The organism is Azohydromonas australica DSM 1124, from assembly GCF_000430725.1.
Classification (GTDB): domain Bacteria; phylum Pseudomonadota; class Gammaproteobacteria; order Burkholderiales; family Burkholderiaceae_C; genus Azohydromonas; species Azohydromonas australica.
Window position 1 is genome coordinate 126,071 of the sequence record NZ_AUMO01000023.1, and the last position, 19,329, is coordinate 145,399.

Genomic DNA, 19,329 nt, shown 5'->3' on the forward strand with positions numbered 1-19,329 from the left:
ATCACGCCGGTGCATCGGTGCGCTGGCGTACGTAGGCGTCTTCTGCGAGAGAAAGTGGCGGACCATGGGGCGTGGGGGGCCTGCTGCTCACCACACGCAGCGCTGGTATGCGTGACACGCACGCTCACTCGAACAGCGTAATGCGCCGGAATTCCTGTGCCTCCATCGGGTCCTCATCGGCTCCAATGAAGATCGTTGTCGGGCGCAGTTCGATGCACGCACGGCGACCTATCAGATCCAACGGTAGCCGGGCACCGTTGTCGAGCCACCGCACGCAAATCGGCGCTTCGCACACCTCACTCACGACACGGCTATCGGGCAGTTCAACCTCCAGCCAACACTTCTCGTCGTTGCACTCGAAGCGCCGCAGTGTTGCTTCCACAGTGCGCGCTGCAGGCGTGCAAGCGGATCGGACATCAGCGGGTAATTGCGCCCGGCGCTCGGTCGACCGTTCGCACCCCATCAGCAGCGCCAACAACGCAATGCCTGCTGCCAGCACGGGCCGCAGGCCACCGGAACTTTCCCAGCCCTCTTGGCTGCCGGCACTCGGCGTCGACTTGGAACTGCGGTCCATTGTTCTCGGACAGCTGCGAGCCGCGACCAGTTCCGACACGCGAAGGGATCAGCCCGACCACGAAAACGGCGCGAAGTGGGCGTTGCGGTCGCCCAGGACGTCGTCCCATTCGATGCCGAAGGCGTGCAGGCTGCTGCGCGTCGCCTTGGCCAGCGACAGCCGACGGTTCACAGGGTGGACCGTGTTGTCGACCACGATGGCATCGCCGGGAGCCACTGCGCTGGGTATGCCCTCGCAGGCCTGATCAACGAGCTCGCCTGCTTGTACCGAGCGCTTCAGGCCATCGATCTCGAACTGGATCGACCGTCGTTGCACACCGGCGAAACGACCGATCAACGGAGCCAATGCAGCCATGGGCCCGCCTGCGGCCCCGGAGGCGATTGCGGTGATGGCGCCGAGTTGGGCGTCCGAGGCGCGATCGTCAACGATCAACCCGACCGTGATGTTGCCCTCGCCCATGGCCGCGGGTGCGTGCATCACGACGATGAACGCCAGGCCATCCAAGGCCACACCGTCGTTTTGCCCCTTGTCGATGCGCAGCGCGATGGCGGCTTTGCAGTCACCCTCGGTCGGTTGCGCTGCAAGGTTGGACGTGATGCAAGGACAGACAAAGGCGCAGTTACAGGTTTCCATGTACTCGCCCTCGACGCTCCAAGTGGCCATGGTCAAACTCCTGGGCCAATGCGGCCTTGCCACTGCGGCCTGCCGCTGACCTTGATAGTCAGCGTAGGTTGTCGCGCCGGCAGGTTCAAGGTGGTCGTGACGGGACAGGAGGGGCTATGAGCAGTCCTCGGGGACAATACTCGGCGACCAGCGCCGCGCAAGGCACGCTCGCGCTTGGCTCGCGCTGGCCACGTCTGACGCTGGGCATCCTGGTCATGGCGCTGCTTGGCTGGATGCTTCTGGCCTGGATCGCGCTCGACATGACGCACCCCCTTGCGCGGCTGACGATGCCCCGCTCGCCGGCGTGGAGCCCAGCCAACCTGCTGGCGATTCTGTGCATGTGGGCAGTGATGATGGCGGCCATGATGCTGCCATCGGCACTGCCGATGACGTTGACTTTCGTCGATCTCAGTGCGCGCAGTGGCGAGCCAGCACGCGGGCGCAGCTTCGTCGCCGCCTACCTGGCCGTCTGGTTCGCCTTCAGCGCAGCGGCAGCCGCCGCCCAGTGGGCGTTCCAGGCGCTGGGCTGGGTGGACATGATGTTGGTAAGCAGGTCGGACTGGCTCACCGGCGCGCTGCTGCTGTTGGCCGGTGTCTATCAATTCTCGCCGCTCAAGCGGCTATGCCTGTCGCGCTGCCGCACCCCGCTGGGATTCCTGCTCGGCGAGTGGCGTCCCGGCAAGTGGGGAGCTTTTGCCATGGGCGCGCGTCATGGCTTGTTTTGTCTGGGCTGCTGTTGGGCGTTGATGGGTTTGCTTTTTGTCGGTGGCGTGATGAATCTGGCCTGGATCGCGGCGGTATCAATTGGAGTCGGGCTCGAGAAACTGGTGCCCGGCGGGCAACGCCTGTCATCCGGCCTGGGCGTAGCGCTGATCCTGACCGGGCTCGCCAAGTGGGCCATGGCTGCGGGCTGACCGGTCATCGTCCGGGCGCCGCAGCGCCTGGGCGATGTGCTGTCCTCAGTCAACGGCGTATGCGGCCGCAAGCCACCATGGACTCCTATGCGTAATTACGCAGAACGGCGGCGTCGAACCTGCACCGTGCCGGCAGCCATCGGTTCACCGGTTGTGTTCGTTGGACAGCAGCGGCCACACCCATACTCCGCGAGCAGGATTCTGTCGGCATGGAAGAGAGCATTTCAACGGTTGCCGGCCGGCCCGTTGGCGGGCTCGCGTAGCGGGTGCGCCCGCTCGGTAGCAAACCGGGGGCATCCAGGCGGATAGGCCATACGTTTGTTGTACAGGCACCCGCCGCCGGTGTGCAGTGCCAGCGAACGGGTGTACCCGCGAGCCGGGGCATCTCTTTTGCTCGCCTCCTGTGCTCCGTCCAGAACAGGAGGTGTCAGATGAGTCGGTTCAAGAGCTGGGGAATTCCGCAACTGTTGGTGGGCCTCAAGGTTGGCGCCTTGCTCGCCTATGCCTTCGACCCGCAGATGGGCGCGCGGCGGCGTGCGGCGGCTTACAGGAAGCTCGCGTCGGTACGCGACCACGTCGCCGAGTTCGGTCATGAGCAGAAGGAAAGGGTCGAGTCTGTGGGCGAGGACCTCGCCGCGCGTTTCGATCGGCGACCCTACGCGATGTCAGACCGCGATGCCTCTCGCCTGGATGCCCATGAGCGCGGGCATGCCCTGTCCATGCTGGGCCTGCTTGTCGGCGCAGTGGGCGTGACCCTCGCGGTGAAAGCACTGGCTTCCCGGGACACGCGCCGCGAGCTGGGTCGCACCGTACGCGGAGAGCCGATCGAACTGGAGCAGTCGATACAGATCGCAGCTTCGCCCGAAGAGGTGTTCGACGTCTGGTCCCGGTACGAGAACTTTCCACGCTTCATGTCGATGGTCGAGGAGGTGCGCCCGTTGGACCACGATCGCTCGCACTGGGTCGTCAAGGGTCCGGTCGGTGTGCGCATCGAGTGGGACTCGGTGCTCACCGAGCACGAGCGCGGCCGGGTGCTGGCTTGGCGCAGCGAGTCCGGCAGCACGGTGGAGCATGCAGGCCGCGTGCGCCTGGAGCCGTCAGCGGCCGGCACGCGGGCCACGGTGTGGATGTCCTATACCCCGCCCGCTGGGCGCCTGGGCCATGCGGTGGCCAGCCTGTTCGGCCGCAACCCGCGGCAGGAGTTGGAGCAGGACCTCGAGCGCATGAAGTCGTTCATCGAAAGCGGACAGGCCGGCAACATGCCAGGGCGCACCTCGGTGTCCGGCGCTACGGCCGGCTCCTGGCAGGGCACCGGGATGCGCTCGTAATCCTTGCGCTCCCAGTCGAAGTAGCCGAGCGTTGCACGCTCGAACGCGCCGATGGCGGTGATACGGCTCGCCTCCAGGCCCTGCTCGGCGGCGAAGCATTCCAGCAAGGACAGGACCTCGTCGCCGCGTTCAAAGACGAGCGCAAACGTGCGCTCGAGTGCCTTGTTGATGAGCTTGGCTTGCGTGGCAATCCTTCCATCGTTGTTGGCGCCCTGTCGTCAGGCAATTCCATGCGGCCACGCGGCAATCGCGATGCCGGTGTGCAATGGCAACCGATGGCCGTGTCGAATCCGAGCTTCCCGTGCTTCGAACGCCTGCCATGCACTGGCTGCTCGACATGCCCGAGCCGGCTCCGTTGCCCAGCGGCGGGATCAACGTGCTGAGGCTGATGCTTGATCCGCGGCTGGTCTGCCGTTACCCGCTCAACCAGCAGGAGGTCGGTGCCGACCTGCTGCACTGGATCCAGCGCGAGGCGCTGGGGGACGGGCTCGGCAGCGAGGCTGCCACGTTGCTGGCCGAGCTGCTGGCCTTGCCGGGTATCGCCACCGCGGCGCCGATGGCCAAATTCAATGCCCGCGCGCTGCCGTTCCTGCCGATGCAGCTGCGTAAGGACGCCACCAAGCTGAACCTGTTCACGACGATCGCCACGCTGGGCACGCCGCACGACGTGACGGTGCACGAGCTGCGCGTGGAGATCTTCTTTCCGGCGGATGAGGCCACGGCGCGGTGGTTCCAGCAGCGGTCTACTTGCAAGCCGGGCACTTGAGAGCGTCAGGGCAGCGCACGTGCTGGCGCTGGTAGCTCTGGACGAGGCGCCCATCGCAGCCCGCTTGCCATGAGCAGTGCGCGCAGTCGTTCACCCGCCGTCATGCGATGTCGCCGTGGACGGGGCTGCATGGTCGAATCCCGCGCTTGGGTCAGGCCGACACGCTGTTCAAACTGGCATTGGCGCTGCTGGTGATCGTCGTCCTGCTGGGTATCGCCATCTGGTCCATCAAGCGCCACCGTGACCCCGAGCTGTCGCTCGACTGCAACCAGCCCAGATCGGATGCTGCCGTCGGTGGGGGGCCATACGCATGCCTCGATGGTCGAAGGCAACGCGGTGGAGTTGCTGGAAAACGGCGCCTTCTTCGATGCGCTGGTCCAGAAAATCGCCGCCGTCCAGTGCTCGCTGCACTTCGAGACCTTCCTGTGGAAGGAGGACCGCCTGAGCGCGCGGCTGGCCGCTGCGCTGGCCGAGCGCGCCCGGGCCGGTGTGCAGGTGCGCGTGCTGCTGGATGCGCGCGGCTGCAGCAAGGCGGGGCAGGACGCCGAGCGCATCATGGCTGAGGCCGGCTGGTGCGCTACCACGCGCCGCGGCTGCGCAACCTGGGCGTGCCTAACCGGCGCGACCACCGCAAGGTGTGCGTGGCCGACGGACGCGTGGCGTTCGTGGGCGGGCATTGCATCGTGGACCAGTGGCTCGACGAAGGCATGAAGGGCTATCCGCCCTTCCACGACATCGGCGTGCGCCTGCGCGAGCCCGGCGTGCACGCGGTGCAGTAGGCCTTCAGCAAGAACTGGGTGGCCGAGTGCGGAGAGCTGTTCGTAGGTGACGACGTGTTTCCCGCGCTGGAGTCCGCGGGCGACATCACGCTGTACATCGCGCGCGCCGAGCCTGAGCGCACGGCGCCGGCGGTGAAGATCCTGCGCCACTTGGTGTTGCGCATGGCGCAGCGGCGGCTGTGGATACAGAACCCCTATTGCCTGCCGTATGACAAGGCCGTTATGGCACTGGCCGAGTGCGGTGCGCCGCGGCGTGGACGTGCGGGGAATGTGCCGTCGGCTAGCGCCTCGTACATGTCCATCGTGCAGCACGCGGCCCACCACAACTGCTTGCGCCTGCTGGCTGCGGGCGTGCGGGTGTCGAGTACCCGACCACGCTGCTGCACCAGAAGGTCATGACCATCGACGGCCTGTAGTGCCCCATCGGATCGAGCAACTTCGACGACTGGTCCTTAGAGATCAACGACGAGTCACGCTCGGGCTAGTACTACAGCCGGGCTTTGGTTTTACGAAGGCGGCGTGCCCAGTGGCATTGCTTGGCGCGCTGCTGATGCCGTCGCCGCCAATGTGACCAAGCCAGGATCGCTCTGCCCACCGGGTATGACGTAAACACGAACGCGATGAGCAGCCTGCGCACTTCCGGCACGGTGAGCGGCAAGAGCGTGCGCCAGAGCGCGGGCGCTGATTTTTCCCCCCGCACTGCGCGCGCGGATGGCGGTCAGGAATGCATGCGCGAGCAACGCCAGTGTGATGTGGCGCAGCCAGCCGTCAAAGCGCCGCACCTCGTACTGATCGAGACCGACTTGGCCCTTGGCCTGCTCGAAGCCCGACTCGATCGTCCAGCGCCTGCCGGCGATCTCGACCAGCGTCTGCAGCGAGGTACCCACCGGCGCACGCGTGAGGTAGTAAGCCCGTTCACTACGCCGCTTGGGATGGCGTCGCACGAGCAGCCCCCTGCACCAGCCGTCCTCGGTGTTGCCATACGGCTGGTAGAGCCACTGATAAACGCGCGGGCCCTTGGCGCCAGGCCCACAACTGACGCGCTGCCACGCCCGCTGTGGGAAGTCATTGGCAATCTCGGCCACCGTGCGGTGGTGCGGCCAGTAAAGCTGCTGGCCACTGGTGACGCCCAGCACGTAGCCACGCCCATGCTTGGCCACGAACGCTCGTAGTTCAGAGACGCCATAGACGCTGTCGCCGACGACCCACGCGCACGGCACACCAGCGTCGAAGGCGCGCTTGAGCATCTGCCGCGCCAGTTCGGGCTTGGTCGCAAAGCCTACGGATGCCGGGATGTGCGCCTGGGCACATCGAGCTTCGTCAGCGACCCAGTCTGCTGGCAGGTACAGCGCTCGGTCGATGAAGGCATAGCCCCTGGCACCCGCATAGCCTAGGAACACGCCGACTTGGCAGTTCTCGATGCGGCCCGCGGTGCCCGAATACTGGCGCTGCACACCTGCGCTCTTGTCGCCCTTCTTCAAAAAGCCCGTCTCGTCGATCACCAGCACGCCGTCGAGATCGGCCAAGTGCTCGATCACGTAGCTGCGCAGCACGTCGCGCAGCGTGTCGGCATCCCAGCGCGTGCGCGCCAGAAAGTCCTGCACGCCGTCCGGCGAGGCGTCCCCAGCGGCTTCGGCCAGATGCCAGCCGTTCTTGCGCTCCAGCGGCGCGAGCAACCCTTCAAGATAGGACCGCGCGCGCCGGCGCAGTTCAATGCGCCCGAAGCACGGAGCAATCTGGCACTGCAGCTCTTCCCAGTGCAGCGCCCATGCGTTGAATCGTGCGTCCATGGTCAGGCCCTCGCATGACGAGTCCAGACCCTGGCGCAGCAAACCGGATTCCTAAAAGCCCGGCTGTAGTACTAGTGGACCCGGGGCTGGCGCAGCGGCTGGAGGCGCTCTTTGAGCGCGACATGCGCGAATGCACCGAGCTCGACTTGGCAGTGTGGACCCGCCGCAGCACCGGACACAAGCTGCTTGATCGGGCGTTCTACCTTCTGAAGGAACAGCTGTAAGGCGCAGGCGCCGGCCGCTGTGGAGTTGCGCAGCCAGCGCTGGCAACTTCCTGCGGCGCTGATCCCTCTACATAGAGCACAGCCGCCCGCGCCTGGGTAGGTCTTTGGCCTCGTATAAGGGCACAAAGCCAAGGGCACTTTCGGTCGTGTCCCAGCGCGCGAAGCGGTTGATGATGGTCACTTCGTTGAAGTGGCACATCGTCGGCCATGGATGCTTCTCCGCTGACCGATGTTTGCCAGAAGTTCGGCACAGAGACTGAAGAAATCGGTCTTTTCGCTCAACACGGCAGCCCCAGACGAGTCGGCCTGCAGGTGGCAGCGCCAACAACGCTGACCCCGGGTGATGAACTGGTGCTGCCGTTCATGAACCGCCCTGCTCTTTCGCCGAGTCCAGGAAGGCGGCCCAGTCGTCCATGAGCCGGCGCCGCTTGTCGAACAGGTCGCCGCGCCGGTACGCCGCCTCCACCTTGTCGCCGATCGCGTGGGCCAGCGCCATCTCGGCCACCTCGCGCGGGAAGTGGGTGCGCTCGGCGGCCCAGTCGTGGAAGGTGGAGCGGAAACCATGCGGCACGGCCGCGACCTTCATCCGCCGCAGCTCGGCGGCCAGCGTCATGTCTGAGAGCACCCCGCCCCGCGGCGCGGCGAAGACCAGCGGATTGTCCGGCCAGCGCGGAAGGGAACGAAGCAGCGCCAAGGCCGCGGGCGACAGCGGCACCCGGTGCTCGCGGCCGGCCTTCATGCGGTCGGCGGGCACGGTTCACACCGCGGCATCCAGATCGATCTCCGCCCAGGTGGCGCCGCGCACCTCGCCGGATCGGGCCGCGGTCAGGATGGCGAACTCCAGGGCCCGGGCGCCGATGCCGGGCGCGGCACGCAGGCGCTGCATGAAGCCGGGTGCGTGGTCAACGGGCAACGCGTCGTGGTGCTTGACCCGCGTCACCTTCGCCGGCGCCGGCAGCAGCTTGTCGAGGTGCCCGCGCCAGCGGGCCGGGTTGAGCCCCTCGCGAAAGCCTCGCGCCGTGGCCCAGTCCAGCACCTGCTCGATGCGGCCGCGCACCCGGCTCGCCGTCTCGGTCTTGGCCTGCCAGATGGGCTCCAGCACGGCCATGACATGTTGAAGCTCCACGTCGCGCACCAGCAGCGCGCCCATCACGGGATGGGCGTAGGTTTCCAGGGAGTTGGCCCATTGCTGGGCGTGCTTGGGATTACGCCAGCCCGCCGCATGGGCGCGGATGAACCGGGCCGCGCACTCCGCGAAGGTCAGTGCCGCGGCGCGCTGCGCCAGCAGTTGCGAGCGGGCGGCGCGGCCTTCCTTGATCGGGTCCACGCCGGCGCGCACCTTGTCCCTGGCCACGCGGGCCGCCTCGCGCGCCTGCGCGTGGGTCACGCCGGGGTAGCCGCCCAGGCCCATGTCGCGGCGCCGGCCCCCCACCGTCATGCGCAGGATCCACGTGCGCCCGCCCTTGAGCAGGACCTGCAGGGCCAGGCCGGAAATGCCGCCGACGAAGTGGAGACCGGGCTGTTTCAGGCGCGAGACGGCCAGCGCGCTGAGCTCGGAAGCGGCACGACCCATGGGCTGGCTCCGGTAGTCCGGTCCATGTTGACACCCATCAATTCTGGAGTGATTGGGCGCCTTTTCGTGACACTTCGTGAAGGCTGGGAGGCCGTTTTCCCTCTAGGAGAGGCATTTCGAGGGAGGCCGTGAAACACCTGGAGGGCCCAAGTGGTGGAGGGAGCGGCATCCATGGCGCCAGTATGCGCGGCCCTGGTGCGCTCACGCACCGCGGGCAGGCCGCGCGCCCCGGCATGAGGCGGATCAAGCCGTGGGCGCAAGGGCTGTCCTGGGAGCATCGCAGCCACGCCGCCGTGGCACACGCATTGCTTTGGATCAAGCGACGAGAGTAGAAGCGTTCACCGCCGCAAGGCGGCCGGAAATTGCTCTCGAAGTGCCCCGGCGCGGCGCCCTGACGATCAGCGGCGTTCCACGCGGCGGGGTGACCACTTCGACCGGGCCTTCGTGCCCTGGAGCGCTTCTCAACATGCTGACCACGCGTCAACCCGTCTTCCGCAAGTTCTGGCATGCCGTCATGCCGCTGGCCCGGCTCGCGGACGGCCCGCAGCCCTTCACGCTGCTGGGCGAGGACATCGTGCTGTTCCTGGATGCCGACGGGAACCCCGCTGCCCTCAAGGACCGCTGCTGCCACCGCACGGCCAGGCTCTCCAAGGGCTTCTGCGACCAGGGCCGGCTGCGCTGCGGCTACCACGGCTGGGCCTATGACGCCCGCGGCCGCGTGGTGGACATCCCGCAGTACGACGCTTGCAAGACCATCCCGCCGGACTACCGCACGCCCGCGTACCACTGCACCGCGCGCTACGGCTACGCCTGGGTGGCGCTGGAGGAGCCCATCGCCGACATTCCGGAAGTGCCCGAGTTCGGGGCGCCGGGCTGGCGCACCATCTTCCAGTTCCATGAGCGCTGGGCCACCAGCCCGATGCGGGCGCTGGAGAACAGCTTCGACAACTCGCACTTCAGCTTCGTGCACCGCGCCACCTTCGGCGTGGCGGCGCAGCCCAAGCCCAGCCGTTACGAGCTCATCGAAAGCGGGACCGGGTTCTACGCCGAGACCACCATCGCCGCGGCCAACCCCGAGAAGTACCACCGCATCAGCGGCGTGACCGACCCGATCACCACGCGCCACATGCGCAACGCGTACTTCCTGCCCTTCTCACGCCGGCTGGACATCGAATATCCCGCGCAGGACGGGCGGCCCGGACGACGGCACGTGATCATCAACTGCTTCACGCCCATCGACGACGGCCATATCCAGCTGTGCCAGTGGCTGTTCCGCAATGACACCGAAGAGGACTGCCCCGCGCAGATGCTCATCGACTTCGACACCGAGATCACGCGCGAGGACCGCGACATCCTGGAGTCCACCGACCCCGACGCCGTGATCGACACGCGCCGCCGCGGCGTGGAGTTCTCCATGGAGAGCGACCGCCCCGGCATGCTCATCCGCAAGAAGCTGCTGGAGCTGCTCACGCGCCACGGCGAGCGCGAGATCCACCGCGGCATCGCGGACGAGAGCGCCGTTATCCCGATCCAGGCCGCAGCCTGATTCCCCGCTTTTCCTGACCGGTCCCGGGTTTCATGACCCGGGCCAGGCCGCGCCTTTGTCCGCACGCGGGCGCGGCCCCCCTTCGCTTCACCCTCGACCAAGGAGCCTTCACCATGAAACGCCGCCAACTGCTGCAACTGGGCGCCGGCCTCGGCGCGCTGGGTTCGCTTCCCGCCTTCGCGCAGGGCGCGTCCGCCAGCCTGACCAAGCTGCGCTTCACGCTGGACTTCCGCATCAGCGGCCAGACCGCGCCCTTCCTGCTGGCGCTCTACAAGGGCTACTACCGCGAGGAAGGCCTGGACGTGAGCCTGGACGTGGGCAACGGCTCCGTGGCCTCCATCACGCGCGTGGCCAGCGGCGTGTACGACATGGGCTTCGGCGACGTGAGTTCGCTCATCGAGTTCAACACCCAGCAGGCCACGGCGGGGCCGGTGGTGCAGGCGGTGTACCAGTACTACAACCGCGCGCCCTTCGCAATCATCGGGCGCAAGGACCGCGGCATCACCGACTTCGCCAGCCTCAAGGGCAAGCGCATCGCCGCCGCGGCGGTGGAGGCGACCAAGCGCTGCTGGCCCATGGCCGCGCGCCACGCCGGCCTCCAGCCCAACGCCTTCGAGTGGATCACCACCGACTTCTCGGCGCGCGACAACGTGCTGGTGCGCGGCGACGTGGACGGCGCCACCTATTTCCACGACTCGGCCGTGGCGCTGTTCCAGCGCCTGAAGCCCGAGCAGCTCGCGGTGCTGTCCTTCGCCGACACGGGCCTGGCGCTCTACGGCAACGCGGTGCTGGCTTCCAGCAAGTTCATCGCGGAGAACCCCAAGGCCGTGGCCGGCTTCGTGCGCGCCACCAACCGCGCGGTGCTGGAGACCATTGCCAACCCGGTGGCGGCCATGCCCTACGTGAAGCAGCGCGAGCCGATCCTGGACGAGAAGGTGGAGCTGGAGCGCTGGCGCATCACGCAGCGCTACGTCATCGGCCCGGACGCGCGCGAGCACGGCCTGGGCGACGTGCGCAAGGCCTTCGCCGAGCAGCAGCTGGCGGAAGTGGCCGAGACCTTCGGGCTCAAGTCGCGCCCGAAGCTGGACACGGTGTACGACCTGTCGTTCCTGCCGCCCAAGGCCGAGCGGCTGCCCAAGGCCTGAGCGGGAGACGCACATGAGCAACGCAACGCATGACGATGAAACCCTGGGCGAGCTGGACGCGCTGTACCTGCGCCGCGCCATCGCGCTGTCGGCCGAGGCACGGCGGCGCGGCAACCGGCCCTTCGGGGCCGTGATCGCCGACGCGCACGGCCGCGTGCTGGCCGAGGCCTCGAACCGCAACGGCGAGAGCGGCGACTGCACCGCGCATGCCGAGGTCAACGCGCTGCGCCTGGCCGGCCCGCTCCACGGGCGCGAAGTGCTGGCCGGGGCGACGATGTACGCCTCGGGCGAGCCCTGCGTGATGTGCGCGGGCGCCATCTTCTGGTCGGGCATCCGGCGCGTGGTGTTCGGCATCGACGCGGTGAGCCTGCGGCGCTTTCGCGGCGCAGTGGGCCGGCAGCAGGATCTGGAGCTCTCCTGCCGCCAGGTCTTCGAGGCCTCGCCGCAGCGCTTCGTGGTGCACGGCCCCTGCCTGCTGGAGGAGGCGGCGGCGCCGCACGAGGGCGCCTGGGAGACGTGAGCCCGGCCCGGCGCGGGCATGCCCGGTGCCCCTGAACGGGCAACCGCGGGCCCGCCCAGCGGCGGGCGCGCTTCTTTCCCCAGACCCGGACAAGGAAGCCAGCATGAGCTCTTCAGCGCAGGACCAGCCCCTGGACGAACGCGACACGCGCCACCTGCGCCGCGCCATCGAGCTGTCGGCCGAGGCGCGGCGGCGCGGCAATGCGCCCTTCGGCGCGGTGATCGTGGACCGGGACGGCAAGGTGCTGGCCGAGGCCCGCAACACGGGCAGCGAGACCGACGACTTCACCGCGCATGCCGAGATGAACGCGCTGCGGCTGGTGAGCGGACGCCATCCGCGCGAGGTGCTGGCCCAGGCCACGATCTACGCCTCGGGCGAGCCCTGCGCGATGTGCGCGGGCGGCATCTTCTGGTCCGGCATCTCGCGCGTGGTCTTCGGGCTGGACATCGAGGGCCAGCAGCGCACGGGCAAGCCGCCGGAGATCGCGCTGTCGTGCCGGCAACTGCTCGGCGCCGCGCCGCGGCCTATCGAGGTGCTGGGGCCGTGCCTGGCGCAGGAGGCGGCGGGGCCGTTCAGCGGAGCGTGGCCGCGGTCCTGAGCGGGAGGGCTTCCGGGCGCGGCCCGGGTCGCCCGGGGTCGGCACGCCGCCTGCCCTGCGAGCCGGCGTCACGCACCGTAGGCCGCTTTCAGGCGGTCGCGGCGTCCGCATTCCCTCTGGAGCCTCCTTCCATGTCGTCCGCCTTCGAGAAGATGTCCGCGCGCCTGCGCGCGGCCTGGAAACCCCACAAGCAGGCCACGACGCCGCGCGCCTTCCGCTGCCAGTGCGGGCGGCCGGTGTTCTTCCGCAACAGCCAGTGCCTGGCCTGCGACACGCCGCTGGGCTACGAGCCGCTGCAGGCGCGCGTGATGCCGCTGGAGCCCCTGGGCGAGCACCTGTGGCGCGAATACGGCGCCGGCCAGAACGACACGGCCTACAGGCGCTGCCAGAACTTCGACGCCGCGGCGGCCTGCAACTGGCTGCTGCCCGCCAACGAGAAGGACGCGCAGGGGCAGCTCAAGCCGCTGTGCATGGCGTGCCGGCTCAACCACACCATTCCCGACCTCTCGGTGCCCAACAACGCGCTCTACTGGAGCCGCATCGAGATGGCCAAGCGCCGCCTGGTGTCGCAGCTCATCGCGCTGGGGCTGCCCGTGCTGCCCAAGAGCGAGGACCCGGAGCGCGGCCTGAGCTTCGACTTCCTGCGCGCGCCCGAGGGCGGGCCGCCGGTGATGACGGGCCACGACGACGGGCTCATCACCATCAACGTCGAGGAGGCCGACGACGCCAAGCGCGAGAAGCTGCGCGCGCAACTGCGCGAGCCCTACCGCACGCTGCTGGGGCATTTCCGGCACGAGGTCGGCCACTACTACTGGGACCGCCTGGTGAAGGACACCGAGTGGATCGAGCCCGTGCGCGAGCTCTTCGGCGACGACCGCATGGACTACGCCGCGGCGCTGAAGAAGAACTACGAGGAAGGGCCGCCCGCGGACTGGAAGGACCGCTTCGTGAGCACCTACGCCAGCTGCCACCCGTGGGAGGACTGGGCCGAGACCTGGGCCCACTACCTGCACATGGTGGACACCGTGGACACGGCGCTGTCCTTCGGCATCGACGCCGACGACGTGGAGATCGAGGCCGAGCCCTGGACCAAGGAAGCGCTGTGGCGCCCCGGGGACGCGGACGCCGAGGCCTTCCTGGGCTTCCTCAACGCCTGGGTGGAGCTCACCGCCGTGCTCAACGAGATGGCGCGCAGCATGGGACAGCCGGACTTCTATCCCTTCGTGCTGCCCAAGCCGGCGGTGGCCAAGCTGCAGCTGATCCACGCCATCGTGCGCGGCGCCGGTGCGCCGGTGCCCGCGCCGGCGGCCCCGAAGGCCATGCCGGCCGCGGCGGCGGCGCCGGAGCCCAGCGCGCCCCAGGAACCCGAAGAGCCGACCGCGCCGGCCGAGCCGGTGGCTTGAGAGAACCCGGCCCGTGCGGGCCGGGGCATGACATCAGCGCTGCTTGGCCCGCACCACCAGCTCCAATCCGAGCAAGTCCACGACATCCAGCACCTTCTGCAACTGCAGCGTGGGCTTGCCGCCTTCCAACTCGACGATGAAGCGGTTGCCGGTATGCCCCAGCCCCGCCAGATCGAGCTGGCGCAGCGACAAGCGCTTGCGCCGGGCCCGGACCACCGCCCCCAATGTGGCGGACGAGCGCACCACCGACTCCGTGGAGCCTTCAGTGCCGTCCGCCTTGACCTCCTGCAACGTATTCATGTTACTTATTGTTGCAGCACCGTTGCATTTTTGCGGCGACTTGGGCCGAAGCGCCTGGATTCCCCGTTGCTAATTCACGGGCGCGGCACTTGCCGAAGGGTGGGGGAACGACATCCACCCTTCGAATCAAGGAGTTGCCCGCATGAACACCCCGCTGTCCACCACCGCCTCCCGACCCTTCGCCATCGTCACCGGCGCCTCCTCGGGCATCGGTTTCGAGCTTGCCCGCTGCGCCGCGCAGCGCGGCTACGACCTGCTCATCGCCGCGGACGAGGCACAGGTGCAGGAGCGGGCGCAGGAGCTGCGCGCCCACGGCACCGAAGTGCACGCCGTGGAGGCGGACCTGGCCACGACCGAGGGCGTGGAGAAACTCTTCGCCGCTGCCGAGGGCCGCGCGGTGGACGCGCTGCTGGCCAACGCCGGGCACGGCCTGGGCAAGGGCTTCCTGGACCAGGACTTCGGCGCCGCCCGCCACGTACTCGACACCAACATCACCGGCACGCTGCTGCTGCTGCAGAAGGTCGGGCGCCAGATGCGCGAGCGCCGCAGCGGCCGCATTCTCATCACCGGCTCCATCGCCGGCTACATGCCCGGCACCTACCAGGCCGTCTACAACGGCAGCAAGGCCTTCCTGGACTCCTTCGCCTACGCGCTGCGCGAGGAACTCAAGGACAGCGGCGTGAGCGTGACCTGCCTGATGCCGGGGCCGACCGACACGAAGTTCTTCGAGCGCGCCGACCTGCTCGACACCAAGGTCGGCACGATGAAGAAGGACGAGGCGGCCATGGTGGCGCGCCAGGGCTTCGAGGCCATGCTGGCCGGCAAGCCGGGCGTGGTCACCGGGCTCAAGAACAAGCTGCAGGTGGCCGCAGCCACCGTGACGCCCGGCACGACGCTGGCGCGCCAGCATGCGAAGCAGGCTGCGCCGGGCACGGCCCAGGTGCACCAGGCCAACAAGGCCAAGGCCGTGGCCGGCGCGGTGGGCGGCATCGCGCTGCTGGGCGCCTGGTGGCTGCTGCGCGGCCCGGCCTCGCGGCGCGGGCACGTGACGGTCTGACGCACCTGCCCCGGCCAGCGCCGGGGCGCTGTCAGACTTCTTTACACCTCAAGTCCGGCAGCACAAAAAATCGCACCGCCAGCGCCAAGCTACTACCAGTTCCAGAGCCACGTCCCTGCCAGCACGCTCGGCAACGCCACGCCGACCTGGTACGGCCTGGACGGCAACAACCAGTTGTTCGCCGTCGGGCCCGGGGCGGTGGCCGAGCCCGGCACGCTGGCGCTGGCCGGCCTGGCCCTGGGGCTCAGCGGCTGGGTGAGCGTGCGCCGGCGCCGCGAGGCCGCCGCCCGATCGCGATAGGCCGCGGCAAGCGCCCGCAGGGGCTGGCCCGGGGCGGATGCGGCCAACGCGGTCGCATCCGCCCCGTCTTCTTTTGTGCACCGCGGTGATAGTCTGCCCACCCGGCCAGGCATCCCGGGAGCAGCCTGCATGCGCATCCGTCCCCAGCTCGTGTTGATGATGTCCGCGGTGGTGGCGCCGGTGGCGCTGCTGGCGGGCGCGTCCATCGTCGCGCTGGGCCAGGCACAGCGCGAGGTGCACGCGCAGCGCTACCTGGAGCGCGTGAGCGCCCTGCGGCTGGCGCTGGACAACGAGATCCGCGGCACCTCGCGCGTGCTCGAAGGCCTGGCCTTCGCGGGCGGCATCGCGGACCGGCTGGAGCAGGACGCCACGGCGCAGCCCGAGCTGGAGACGATGCTCAGGAGCTTTCCGAGCTGGATGGCGCTGGGCGTGGTCGATGCCGAGGGCCGCGAGCTGCTGGGCGTCCACCGCGCCGGGCAGCCGCAGCACACGGTGCCGGACCGCCAGACGCTGCAGCGGGCGCTGGCCGAGCGCGCCAGCGTGGTCTCCGACCTCGTGCCCGGCCCCGGGGTGGACAGCTTCCACACCTTCATCGTCACGCCGGTGGTGCGCGAGGGCCGCGTGCAGCGGGCGCTGTACGTGGGCATCGACCACCGCGCCTGGCTCGAATTCCTACGCAGCTACCCGGTGGCCGAGGGCGCGACGCTCACGCTCAACGACCGCCAGGGGCTGATCATCGCCCGCACGCTCAATCCCGCGCAGTGGGTGGGCAAGCGCTCGACGGACGGGTACTGGGAACGGGCGCGCGGCCCGCGGGAAGGCACCTTCGAGACCGCCGGCCTGGAGGGCCAGCGCTTCTTCGTCGCCTTCAGCCAGCTGCGCTCCTCGGGCTGGGTGCTGGGCACGGGCGTGCCGATGGAGGCGATGGAGGAGGCGCTGCAGCTGCCCGCGCTGCTGACGGCCGGCGGGCTGGCGGTGGCGATGGCCGTGGCGCTGGGCATCGCGCTGCTGCTGGGACGGCGCATCACCGACTCGCTGGAGCCGCTGGCGGCGCTGGCGCATTCGGACGCACACGCGCAGCCCGCCGCCGCGCCGCTGCCCATCCGCGAGGCCGAGGCCGCGCGGCGCGCGCTGCGCCGCGCGCTGGCGGACCAGGCCGACGCGCTGGCGCAGGCGCAGCAGCTGGACAAGGCCAAGGACGAGTTCCTGGCCATGCTCGCGCACGAGCTGCGCAACCCGCTGGCGGCCATCCGCTCCGCCACCGCCGTGCTGGGCAACCCGCGCGCGGGCCCCGAGGTCGAGAAGCGCGCGCGCGCGGTGCTGGAGCGCCAGGTGGGCCACATGGTGCGCATGGTCGACGAGCTGCTGGACGCGGCGCGGCTGACCAGCGGCCACGTCAACCTGGAGCTGCGCGCGCTGGACCTGGCGCAGGCGGTGCTGCGCGTGCTGCAGCTCTTCGAGCAGTCCGGGCGCACGGCGCCGCTGCGCATCACCACCGAGCTCGCGCCGGTGCGCGTGTGCGCGGACGAGACGCGCATCGAGCAGATCGTCTCCAACCTGGTGGACAACGCCGTGAAGTACGGCCGTGTCGGCGGGCAGCTGCACATACGGTTGCACGAGCAACAGGGCCTGGCCGAGCTGCGCTTCAGCGACGACGGCTGCGGGCTGGACGCCGAGCTGCTGCCGCGCATCTTCGAGCCCTTCGCGCAAGGCGAGCGCCGCATGGACCGGGCGCAGGGCGGGCTGGGGCTGGGCTTGCACGTGGTGCGGCGCCTGGTGCAGCTGCACGGCGGCACGGTGCAGGCGCTGAGCGAGGGGCGCGACCGCGGCGCCACCTTCATCGTGAGGCTGCCGGCCGTGCCGGCGCAGGAGGAGGACGACGCCGATGGGGAAGCCGTGACGCGCCTGAAGCCGCTGCGCATCGCGCTGGTGGAGGACAACCGCGACGTGGAGGAGATGACCGCCTCGCTGCTGCGCCTGGCCGGGCACCAGGTGGCGTGCGCGGCGGACGGCGAAAGCGCCGTTGCGCTGGTGCAGGCGCAGCAGGCGGAGGTGGCGCTGGTGGACATCGGGCTGCCGGGCATCGACGGGCTGGAGGTGGCGCGGCGCATCCGCGCGCTGCGCGGCCCGGTGGCGGTGGTGCTGGTGGCGCTCACCGGCTATGGCGACGCGCGCACCCGCGAGGCCGCCGCTGCCGCGGGCTTCGACGCCTACCTGCAGAAGCCCTTCGACCTGGGCAGCTTCGAGCAGGCCGTGCTCGAGGCCTGGGCCGCCGTCAAGACGCCCTGACTATCCGAGCCCGGCTTCACGTGCGGCGTTCCGCATGCGGCGGCAGCTGCTGCCCTGATGCGGTCTGCGCCGTGGCGGGCGCCCGGCGCGCCGCGCTCCACCAGTCGGCGTTGCGGATGCCCAGCTTCCCGGGGTCGAACACCGGCTCCACGCCGGCGCGCTTCTGCGCCTCGTAGTCGCGCAGGCACAGCAGCGCGGGCTTTTGCAGGATGAGGATGGCCACGATGTTGAGCCAGGCCATCAGGCCCACGCCCAGGTCGCCCAGGTCCCAGGCCACGCCGGCGGAGCGCACCGCGCCGTAGGTTACCGACACCAGCAGCGCGGCCTTGAGCACCAGGCTCAGCCACGGCCGGTGCACGCGGCGGTTGATGTAGGCGACGTTGGTCTCGGCGATGTAGTAGTAGGCCACGATGGTGGTGAAGGCGAAGAACATCAGCGCCAGCGCCACGAAGCTCGCGCCGAAGCCCGGCAGCACCGACTCCACCGCGGCCTGCGTGTAGCCCGGACCGGTTTCCATGCCCGGCAGCCGCTCCACCAGGAAGCCGCCCCCGGGCGCCTGCACGTTGTAGCGGCCCGTCACCAGCACCATGAAGGCGGTGGCGCTGCACACGAACAGCGTGTCGATGTAGACCGAGAAGGCCTGCACGTAGCCCTGCTGCGCCGGGTGCTTCACCTCCGCCGCCGCGGCCGCGTGCGGGCCGCTGCCCTGGCCGGCCTCGTTGGAATACACCCCGCGCTTGACGCCCCACTCCACCGCCAGCCCCAGCACGGCGCCGAAGCCGGCCTCCAGCCCGAAGGCGCTGCCCAGGATGAGGCCCACCATGGCCGGCACCTGGTCGATGTTGAGCAGCACGATCACCACCGCCACCAGGATGTAGGCCAGTGCCATGAACGGCACCACGATCTCGGCGAAGCGCGCGATGCGCTTGACGCCGCCGAAGATGATGAAGCCCAGCACCACCACGATCACTGCCGCGCTCACCGACGGCGCCACGCCCCAGGCGTTGTTCACGCCCGCGGCGATGCTGTTGGCCTGCACCCCCGGCAGCAGCAGCCCCATGGCGATGATGGTGGCCACGGCGAAGATCCAGGCGTACCAGCGCTGGCCCATGGCCTTCTCGATGTAGAAGGCCGGCCCGCCGCGGTACTGGCCGCGGTCGTCCACCTCCTTGTAGATCTGCGCCAGCGTGCATTCCACGTAGGAGGTGGAGGCCCCCAGGAAGGCCATCATCCACATCCAGAAGAGGGCCCCGGGCCCGCCGAAGGTGATGGCCGTGGCCACGCCGGCGATGTTGCCGGTGCCCACGCGGCCCGACAGCGACAGCGCCAGCGCCTGGAACGAGGACACGCCCGCCTCCGAGGCCTGGCCGCGGAACATCAGCCTCAGCATCTCCGGGATGCCTCGCACCTGCATGAAGCGGGTGCGGATGGAGAAGTAGAGGCCCACGCCCAGGCACAGGAAGATCAGTGCCTGGCTCCAGACCAAACCGTTGAGGACGCCCACGATCTCAGCCATGTCGTGCTCCTGTGCTGCCAGGCGCCCGCCGGAGCAATTGGCCC

Annotated in this window: 21 protein-coding genes and 1 pseudogene; 14 read left to right on the forward strand and 8 right to left on the reverse strand. The window is 69.2% G+C overall.

Annotation, left to right across the window (positions count from 1 at the left end; all coding sequences use genetic code 11):
- Positions 1-124: 124 nt before the first annotated feature.
- Positions 125-574 (reverse strand): hypothetical protein, encoded by a 450-nt coding sequence (locus H537_RS52260; protein WP_156901329.1) that lies wholly within the window; start codon positions 572-574, stop codon positions 125-127.
- 48 nt (positions 575-622) lie between these two features.
- Entirely contained in the window at positions 623-1,237 is a 615-nt protein-coding gene (locus tag H537_RS0102225; protein ID WP_028996603.1) for a DUF1326 domain-containing protein, read from the reverse strand.
- Between the two features lie 116 nt (positions 1,238-1,353).
- Here H537_RS0102225 and H537_RS40650 point away from each other — a divergent pair, with 116 nt between their 5' ends.
- The gene (locus H537_RS40650) at positions 1,354-2,151 is read left to right on the forward strand and encodes a DUF2182 domain-containing protein (RefSeq protein WP_051241597.1); all 798 of its coding nucleotides are present in this window, start codon (positions 1,354-1,356) and stop codon (positions 2,149-2,151) included.
- Between the two features lie 431 nt (positions 2,152-2,582).
- Positions 2,583-3,479 carry an SRPBCC family protein gene (locus H537_RS48790; protein ID WP_084150317.1) on the forward strand — a complete coding sequence of 299 codons (897 nt, stop codon included), beginning with the start codon at positions 2,583-2,585 and terminating at the stop codon, positions 3,477-3,479.
- A 44-nt stretch (positions 3,480-3,523) separates the two neighbouring features.
- On the opposite strand, the pseudogene H537_RS56690 reads toward H537_RS48790, so the two are convergent.
- Positions 3,524-3,586: pseudogene (locus H537_RS56690) on the reverse strand (hypothetical protein); the annotation flags it as partial.
- A gap of 212 nt (positions 3,587-3,798) precedes the next feature.
- Between H537_RS56690 and H537_RS40660 the strand changes: the two are divergent.
- The 3 genes from H537_RS40660 (at position 3,799) to H537_RS0102255 (ending at position 5,423) form a co-directional block, all read left to right on the forward strand.
- On the forward strand, positions 3,799-4,245 hold the full coding sequence (locus H537_RS40660) for an MmyB family transcriptional regulator (protein ID WP_051241601.1): 447 nt from the start codon (positions 3,799-3,801) through the stop codon (positions 4,243-4,245).
- A 318-nt stretch (positions 4,246-4,563) separates the two neighbouring features.
- A complete protein-coding gene (locus H537_RS0102245; RefSeq protein WP_156901333.1) occupies positions 4,564-4,956 on the forward strand; it encodes a phospholipase D-like domain-containing protein in 393 nt (130 codons plus the stop codon).
- 122 nt (positions 4,957-5,078) lie between these two features.
- Complete coding sequence (locus H537_RS0102255; protein ID WP_156901335.1) at positions 5,079-5,423, forward strand: phospholipase D-like domain-containing protein; 345 nt, start codon at positions 5,079-5,081, stop codon at positions 5,421-5,423.
- Positions 5,424-5,530: 107 nt separating this feature from the next.
- Here H537_RS0102255 and H537_RS40665 read toward each other — a convergent pair whose 3' ends face one another.
- A complete protein-coding gene (locus H537_RS40665) occupies positions 5,531-6,814 on the reverse strand; it encodes an IS701 family transposase (protein WP_375136313.1) in 1,284 nt (427 codons plus the stop codon).
- 14 nt (positions 6,815-6,828) lie between these two features.
- On the opposite strand from H537_RS40665, the gene H537_RS52265 reads away from it, so the two are divergent.
- Complete coding sequence (locus tag H537_RS52265; RefSeq protein WP_169516939.1) at positions 6,829-7,038, forward strand: phospholipase D-like domain-containing protein; 210 nt, start codon at positions 6,829-6,831, stop codon at positions 7,036-7,038.
- A 361-nt stretch (positions 7,039-7,399) separates the two neighbouring features.
- On the opposite strand, the gene H537_RS56425 is transcribed toward H537_RS52265, so the two are convergent.
- Positions 7,400-7,792 carry a tyrosine-type recombinase/integrase gene (locus tag H537_RS56425; RefSeq protein ID WP_310733001.1) on the reverse strand — a complete coding sequence of 131 codons (393 nt, stop codon included), beginning with the start codon at positions 7,790-7,792 and terminating at the stop codon, positions 7,400-7,402.
- A gap of 3 nt (positions 7,793-7,795) precedes the next feature.
- On the reverse strand, positions 7,796-8,611 hold the full coding sequence (locus H537_RS40670; protein WP_310733002.1) for a tyrosine-type recombinase/integrase: 816 nt from the start codon (positions 8,609-8,611) through the stop codon (positions 7,796-7,798).
- Between the two features lie 466 nt (positions 8,612-9,077).
- On the opposite strand from H537_RS40670, the gene H537_RS0102280 reads away from it, so the two are divergent.
- The 5 genes from H537_RS0102280 to H537_RS40675 all read left to right on the forward strand — a co-directional run bounded on the left by H537_RS0102280 (position 9,078) and on the right by H537_RS40675 (position 13,823).
- Complete coding sequence (locus H537_RS0102280; protein ID WP_028996606.1) at positions 9,078-10,157, forward strand: aromatic ring-hydroxylating dioxygenase subunit alpha; 1,080 nt, start codon at positions 9,078-9,080, stop codon at positions 10,155-10,157.
- 113 nt (positions 10,158-10,270) lie between these two features.
- Positions 10,271-11,302, forward strand: coding sequence for an ABC transporter substrate-binding protein (locus H537_RS0102285; protein WP_028996607.1), 1,032 nt, complete (start codon positions 10,271-10,273; stop codon positions 11,300-11,302).
- 13 nt (positions 11,303-11,315) lie between these two features.
- Positions 11,316-11,822 carry a nucleoside deaminase gene (locus H537_RS0102290; protein ID WP_028996608.1) on the forward strand — a complete coding sequence of 169 codons (507 nt, stop codon included), beginning with the start codon at positions 11,316-11,318 and terminating at the stop codon, positions 11,820-11,822.
- Positions 11,823-11,925: 103 nt separating this feature from the next.
- Positions 11,926-12,420 (forward strand): nucleoside deaminase, encoded by a 495-nt coding sequence (locus tag H537_RS0102295; protein ID WP_028996609.1) that lies wholly within the window; start codon positions 11,926-11,928, stop codon positions 12,418-12,420.
- A 131-nt stretch (positions 12,421-12,551) separates the two neighbouring features.
- Complete coding sequence (locus H537_RS40675) at positions 12,552-13,823, forward strand: zinc-binding metallopeptidase family protein (RefSeq protein ID WP_051241602.1); 1,272 nt, start codon at positions 12,552-12,554, stop codon at positions 13,821-13,823.
- A gap of 33 nt (positions 13,824-13,856) precedes the next feature.
- On the opposite strand, the gene H537_RS40680 is transcribed toward H537_RS40675, so the two are convergent.
- On the reverse strand, positions 13,857-14,123 hold the full coding sequence (locus H537_RS40680) for a type II toxin-antitoxin system Y4mF family antitoxin (protein WP_051241603.1): 267 nt from the start codon (positions 14,121-14,123) through the stop codon (positions 13,857-13,859).
- 142 nt (positions 14,124-14,265) lie between these two features.
- Here H537_RS40680 and H537_RS40685 point away from each other — a divergent pair, with 142 nt between their 5' ends.
- The 3 genes from H537_RS40685 to H537_RS0102320 all read left to right on the forward strand — a co-directional run bounded on the left by H537_RS40685 (position 14,266) and on the right by H537_RS0102320 (position 17,769).
- A complete protein-coding gene (locus tag H537_RS40685; RefSeq protein WP_064735888.1) occupies positions 14,266-15,180 on the forward strand; it encodes an SDR family NAD(P)-dependent oxidoreductase in 915 nt (304 codons plus the stop codon).
- Positions 15,181-15,354: 174 nt separating this feature from the next.
- Positions 15,355-15,480: an LPXTG cell wall anchor domain-containing protein gene (locus H537_RS54300; protein WP_169516940.1), complete on the forward strand. Its 126-nt coding sequence runs from the start codon at positions 15,355-15,357 to the stop codon at positions 15,478-15,480.
- Between the two features lie 129 nt (positions 15,481-15,609).
- A complete protein-coding gene (locus H537_RS0102320; RefSeq protein ID WP_028996610.1) occupies positions 15,610-17,769 on the forward strand; it encodes a hybrid sensor histidine kinase/response regulator in 2,160 nt (719 codons plus the stop codon).
- Positions 17,770-17,785: 16 nt separating this feature from the next.
- On the opposite strand, the gene H537_RS40690 is transcribed toward H537_RS0102320, so the two are convergent.
- Positions 17,786-19,285, reverse strand: coding sequence for an alanine/glycine:cation symporter family protein (locus H537_RS40690; protein ID WP_051241605.1), 1,500 nt, complete (start codon positions 19,283-19,285; stop codon positions 17,786-17,788).
- Positions 19,286-19,329: the final 44 nt, after the last annotated feature.

What these genes read in the sequence shown, in the direction of transcription:
- H537_RS0102245 (WP_156901333.1), top strand. Translation starts at nt 4,564, where the DNA reads ATGGTCGAAGGCAACGCGGTGGAGTTGCTGGAAAACGGCGCCTTCTTC.
- H537_RS0102295 (WP_028996609.1), top strand. Translation starts at nt 11,926, where the DNA reads ATGAGCTCTTCAGCGCAGGACCAGCCCCTGGACGAACGCGACACGCGC.
- H537_RS0102320 (WP_028996610.1), top strand. Translation starts at nt 15,610, where the DNA reads ATGCGCATCCGTCCCCAGCTCGTGTTGATGATGTCCGCGGTGGTGGCG.
- H537_RS40660 (WP_051241601.1), top strand. Translation starts at nt 3,799, where the DNA reads ATGCACTGGCTGCTCGACATGCCCGAGCCGGCTCCGTTGCCCAGCGGC.
- H537_RS48790 (WP_084150317.1), top strand. Translation starts at nt 2,583, where the DNA reads ATGAGTCGGTTCAAGAGCTGGGGAATTCCGCAACTGTTGGTGGGCCTC.
- H537_RS52260 (WP_156901329.1), bottom strand. Translation starts at nt 574, where the DNA reads ATGGACCGCAGTTCCAAGTCGACGCCGAGTGCCGGCAGCCAAGAGGGC.
- H537_RS40685 (WP_064735888.1), top strand. Translation starts at nt 14,266, where the DNA reads ATGAACACCCCGCTGTCCACCACCGCCTCCCGACCCTTCGCCATCGTC.
- H537_RS40665 (WP_375136313.1), bottom strand. Translation starts at nt 6,814, where the DNA reads ATGGACGCACGATTCAACGCATGGGCGCTGCACTGGGAAGAGCTGCAG.
- H537_RS40670 (WP_310733002.1), bottom strand. Translation starts at nt 8,611, where the DNA reads ATGGGTCGTGCCGCTTCCGAGCTCAGCGCGCTGGCCGTCTCGCGCCTG.
- H537_RS40680 (WP_051241603.1), bottom strand. Translation starts at nt 14,123, where the DNA reads ATGAATACGTTGCAGGAGGTCAAGGCGGACGGCACTGAAGGCTCCACG.
- H537_RS40690 (WP_051241605.1), bottom strand. Translation starts at nt 19,285, where the DNA reads ATGGCTGAGATCGTGGGCGTCCTCAACGGTTTGGTCTGGAGCCAGGCA.
- H537_RS52265 (WP_169516939.1), top strand. Translation starts at nt 6,829, where the DNA reads ATGACGAGTCCAGACCCTGGCGCAGCAAACCGGATTCCTAAAAGCCCG.
- H537_RS40650 (WP_051241597.1), top strand. Translation starts at nt 1,354, where the DNA reads ATGAGCAGTCCTCGGGGACAATACTCGGCGACCAGCGCCGCGCAAGGC.
- H537_RS0102285 (WP_028996607.1), top strand. Translation starts at nt 10,271, where the DNA reads ATGAAACGCCGCCAACTGCTGCAACTGGGCGCCGGCCTCGGCGCGCTG.
- H537_RS0102225 (WP_028996603.1), bottom strand. Translation starts at nt 1,237, where the DNA reads ATGGCCACTTGGAGCGTCGAGGGCGAGTACATGGAAACCTGTAACTGC.
- H537_RS0102290 (WP_028996608.1), top strand. Translation starts at nt 11,316, where the DNA reads ATGAGCAACGCAACGCATGACGATGAAACCCTGGGCGAGCTGGACGCG.
- H537_RS40675 (WP_051241602.1), top strand. Translation starts at nt 12,552, where the DNA reads ATGTCGTCCGCCTTCGAGAAGATGTCCGCGCGCCTGCGCGCGGCCTGG.
- H537_RS0102280 (WP_028996606.1), top strand. Translation starts at nt 9,078, where the DNA reads ATGCTGACCACGCGTCAACCCGTCTTCCGCAAGTTCTGGCATGCCGTC.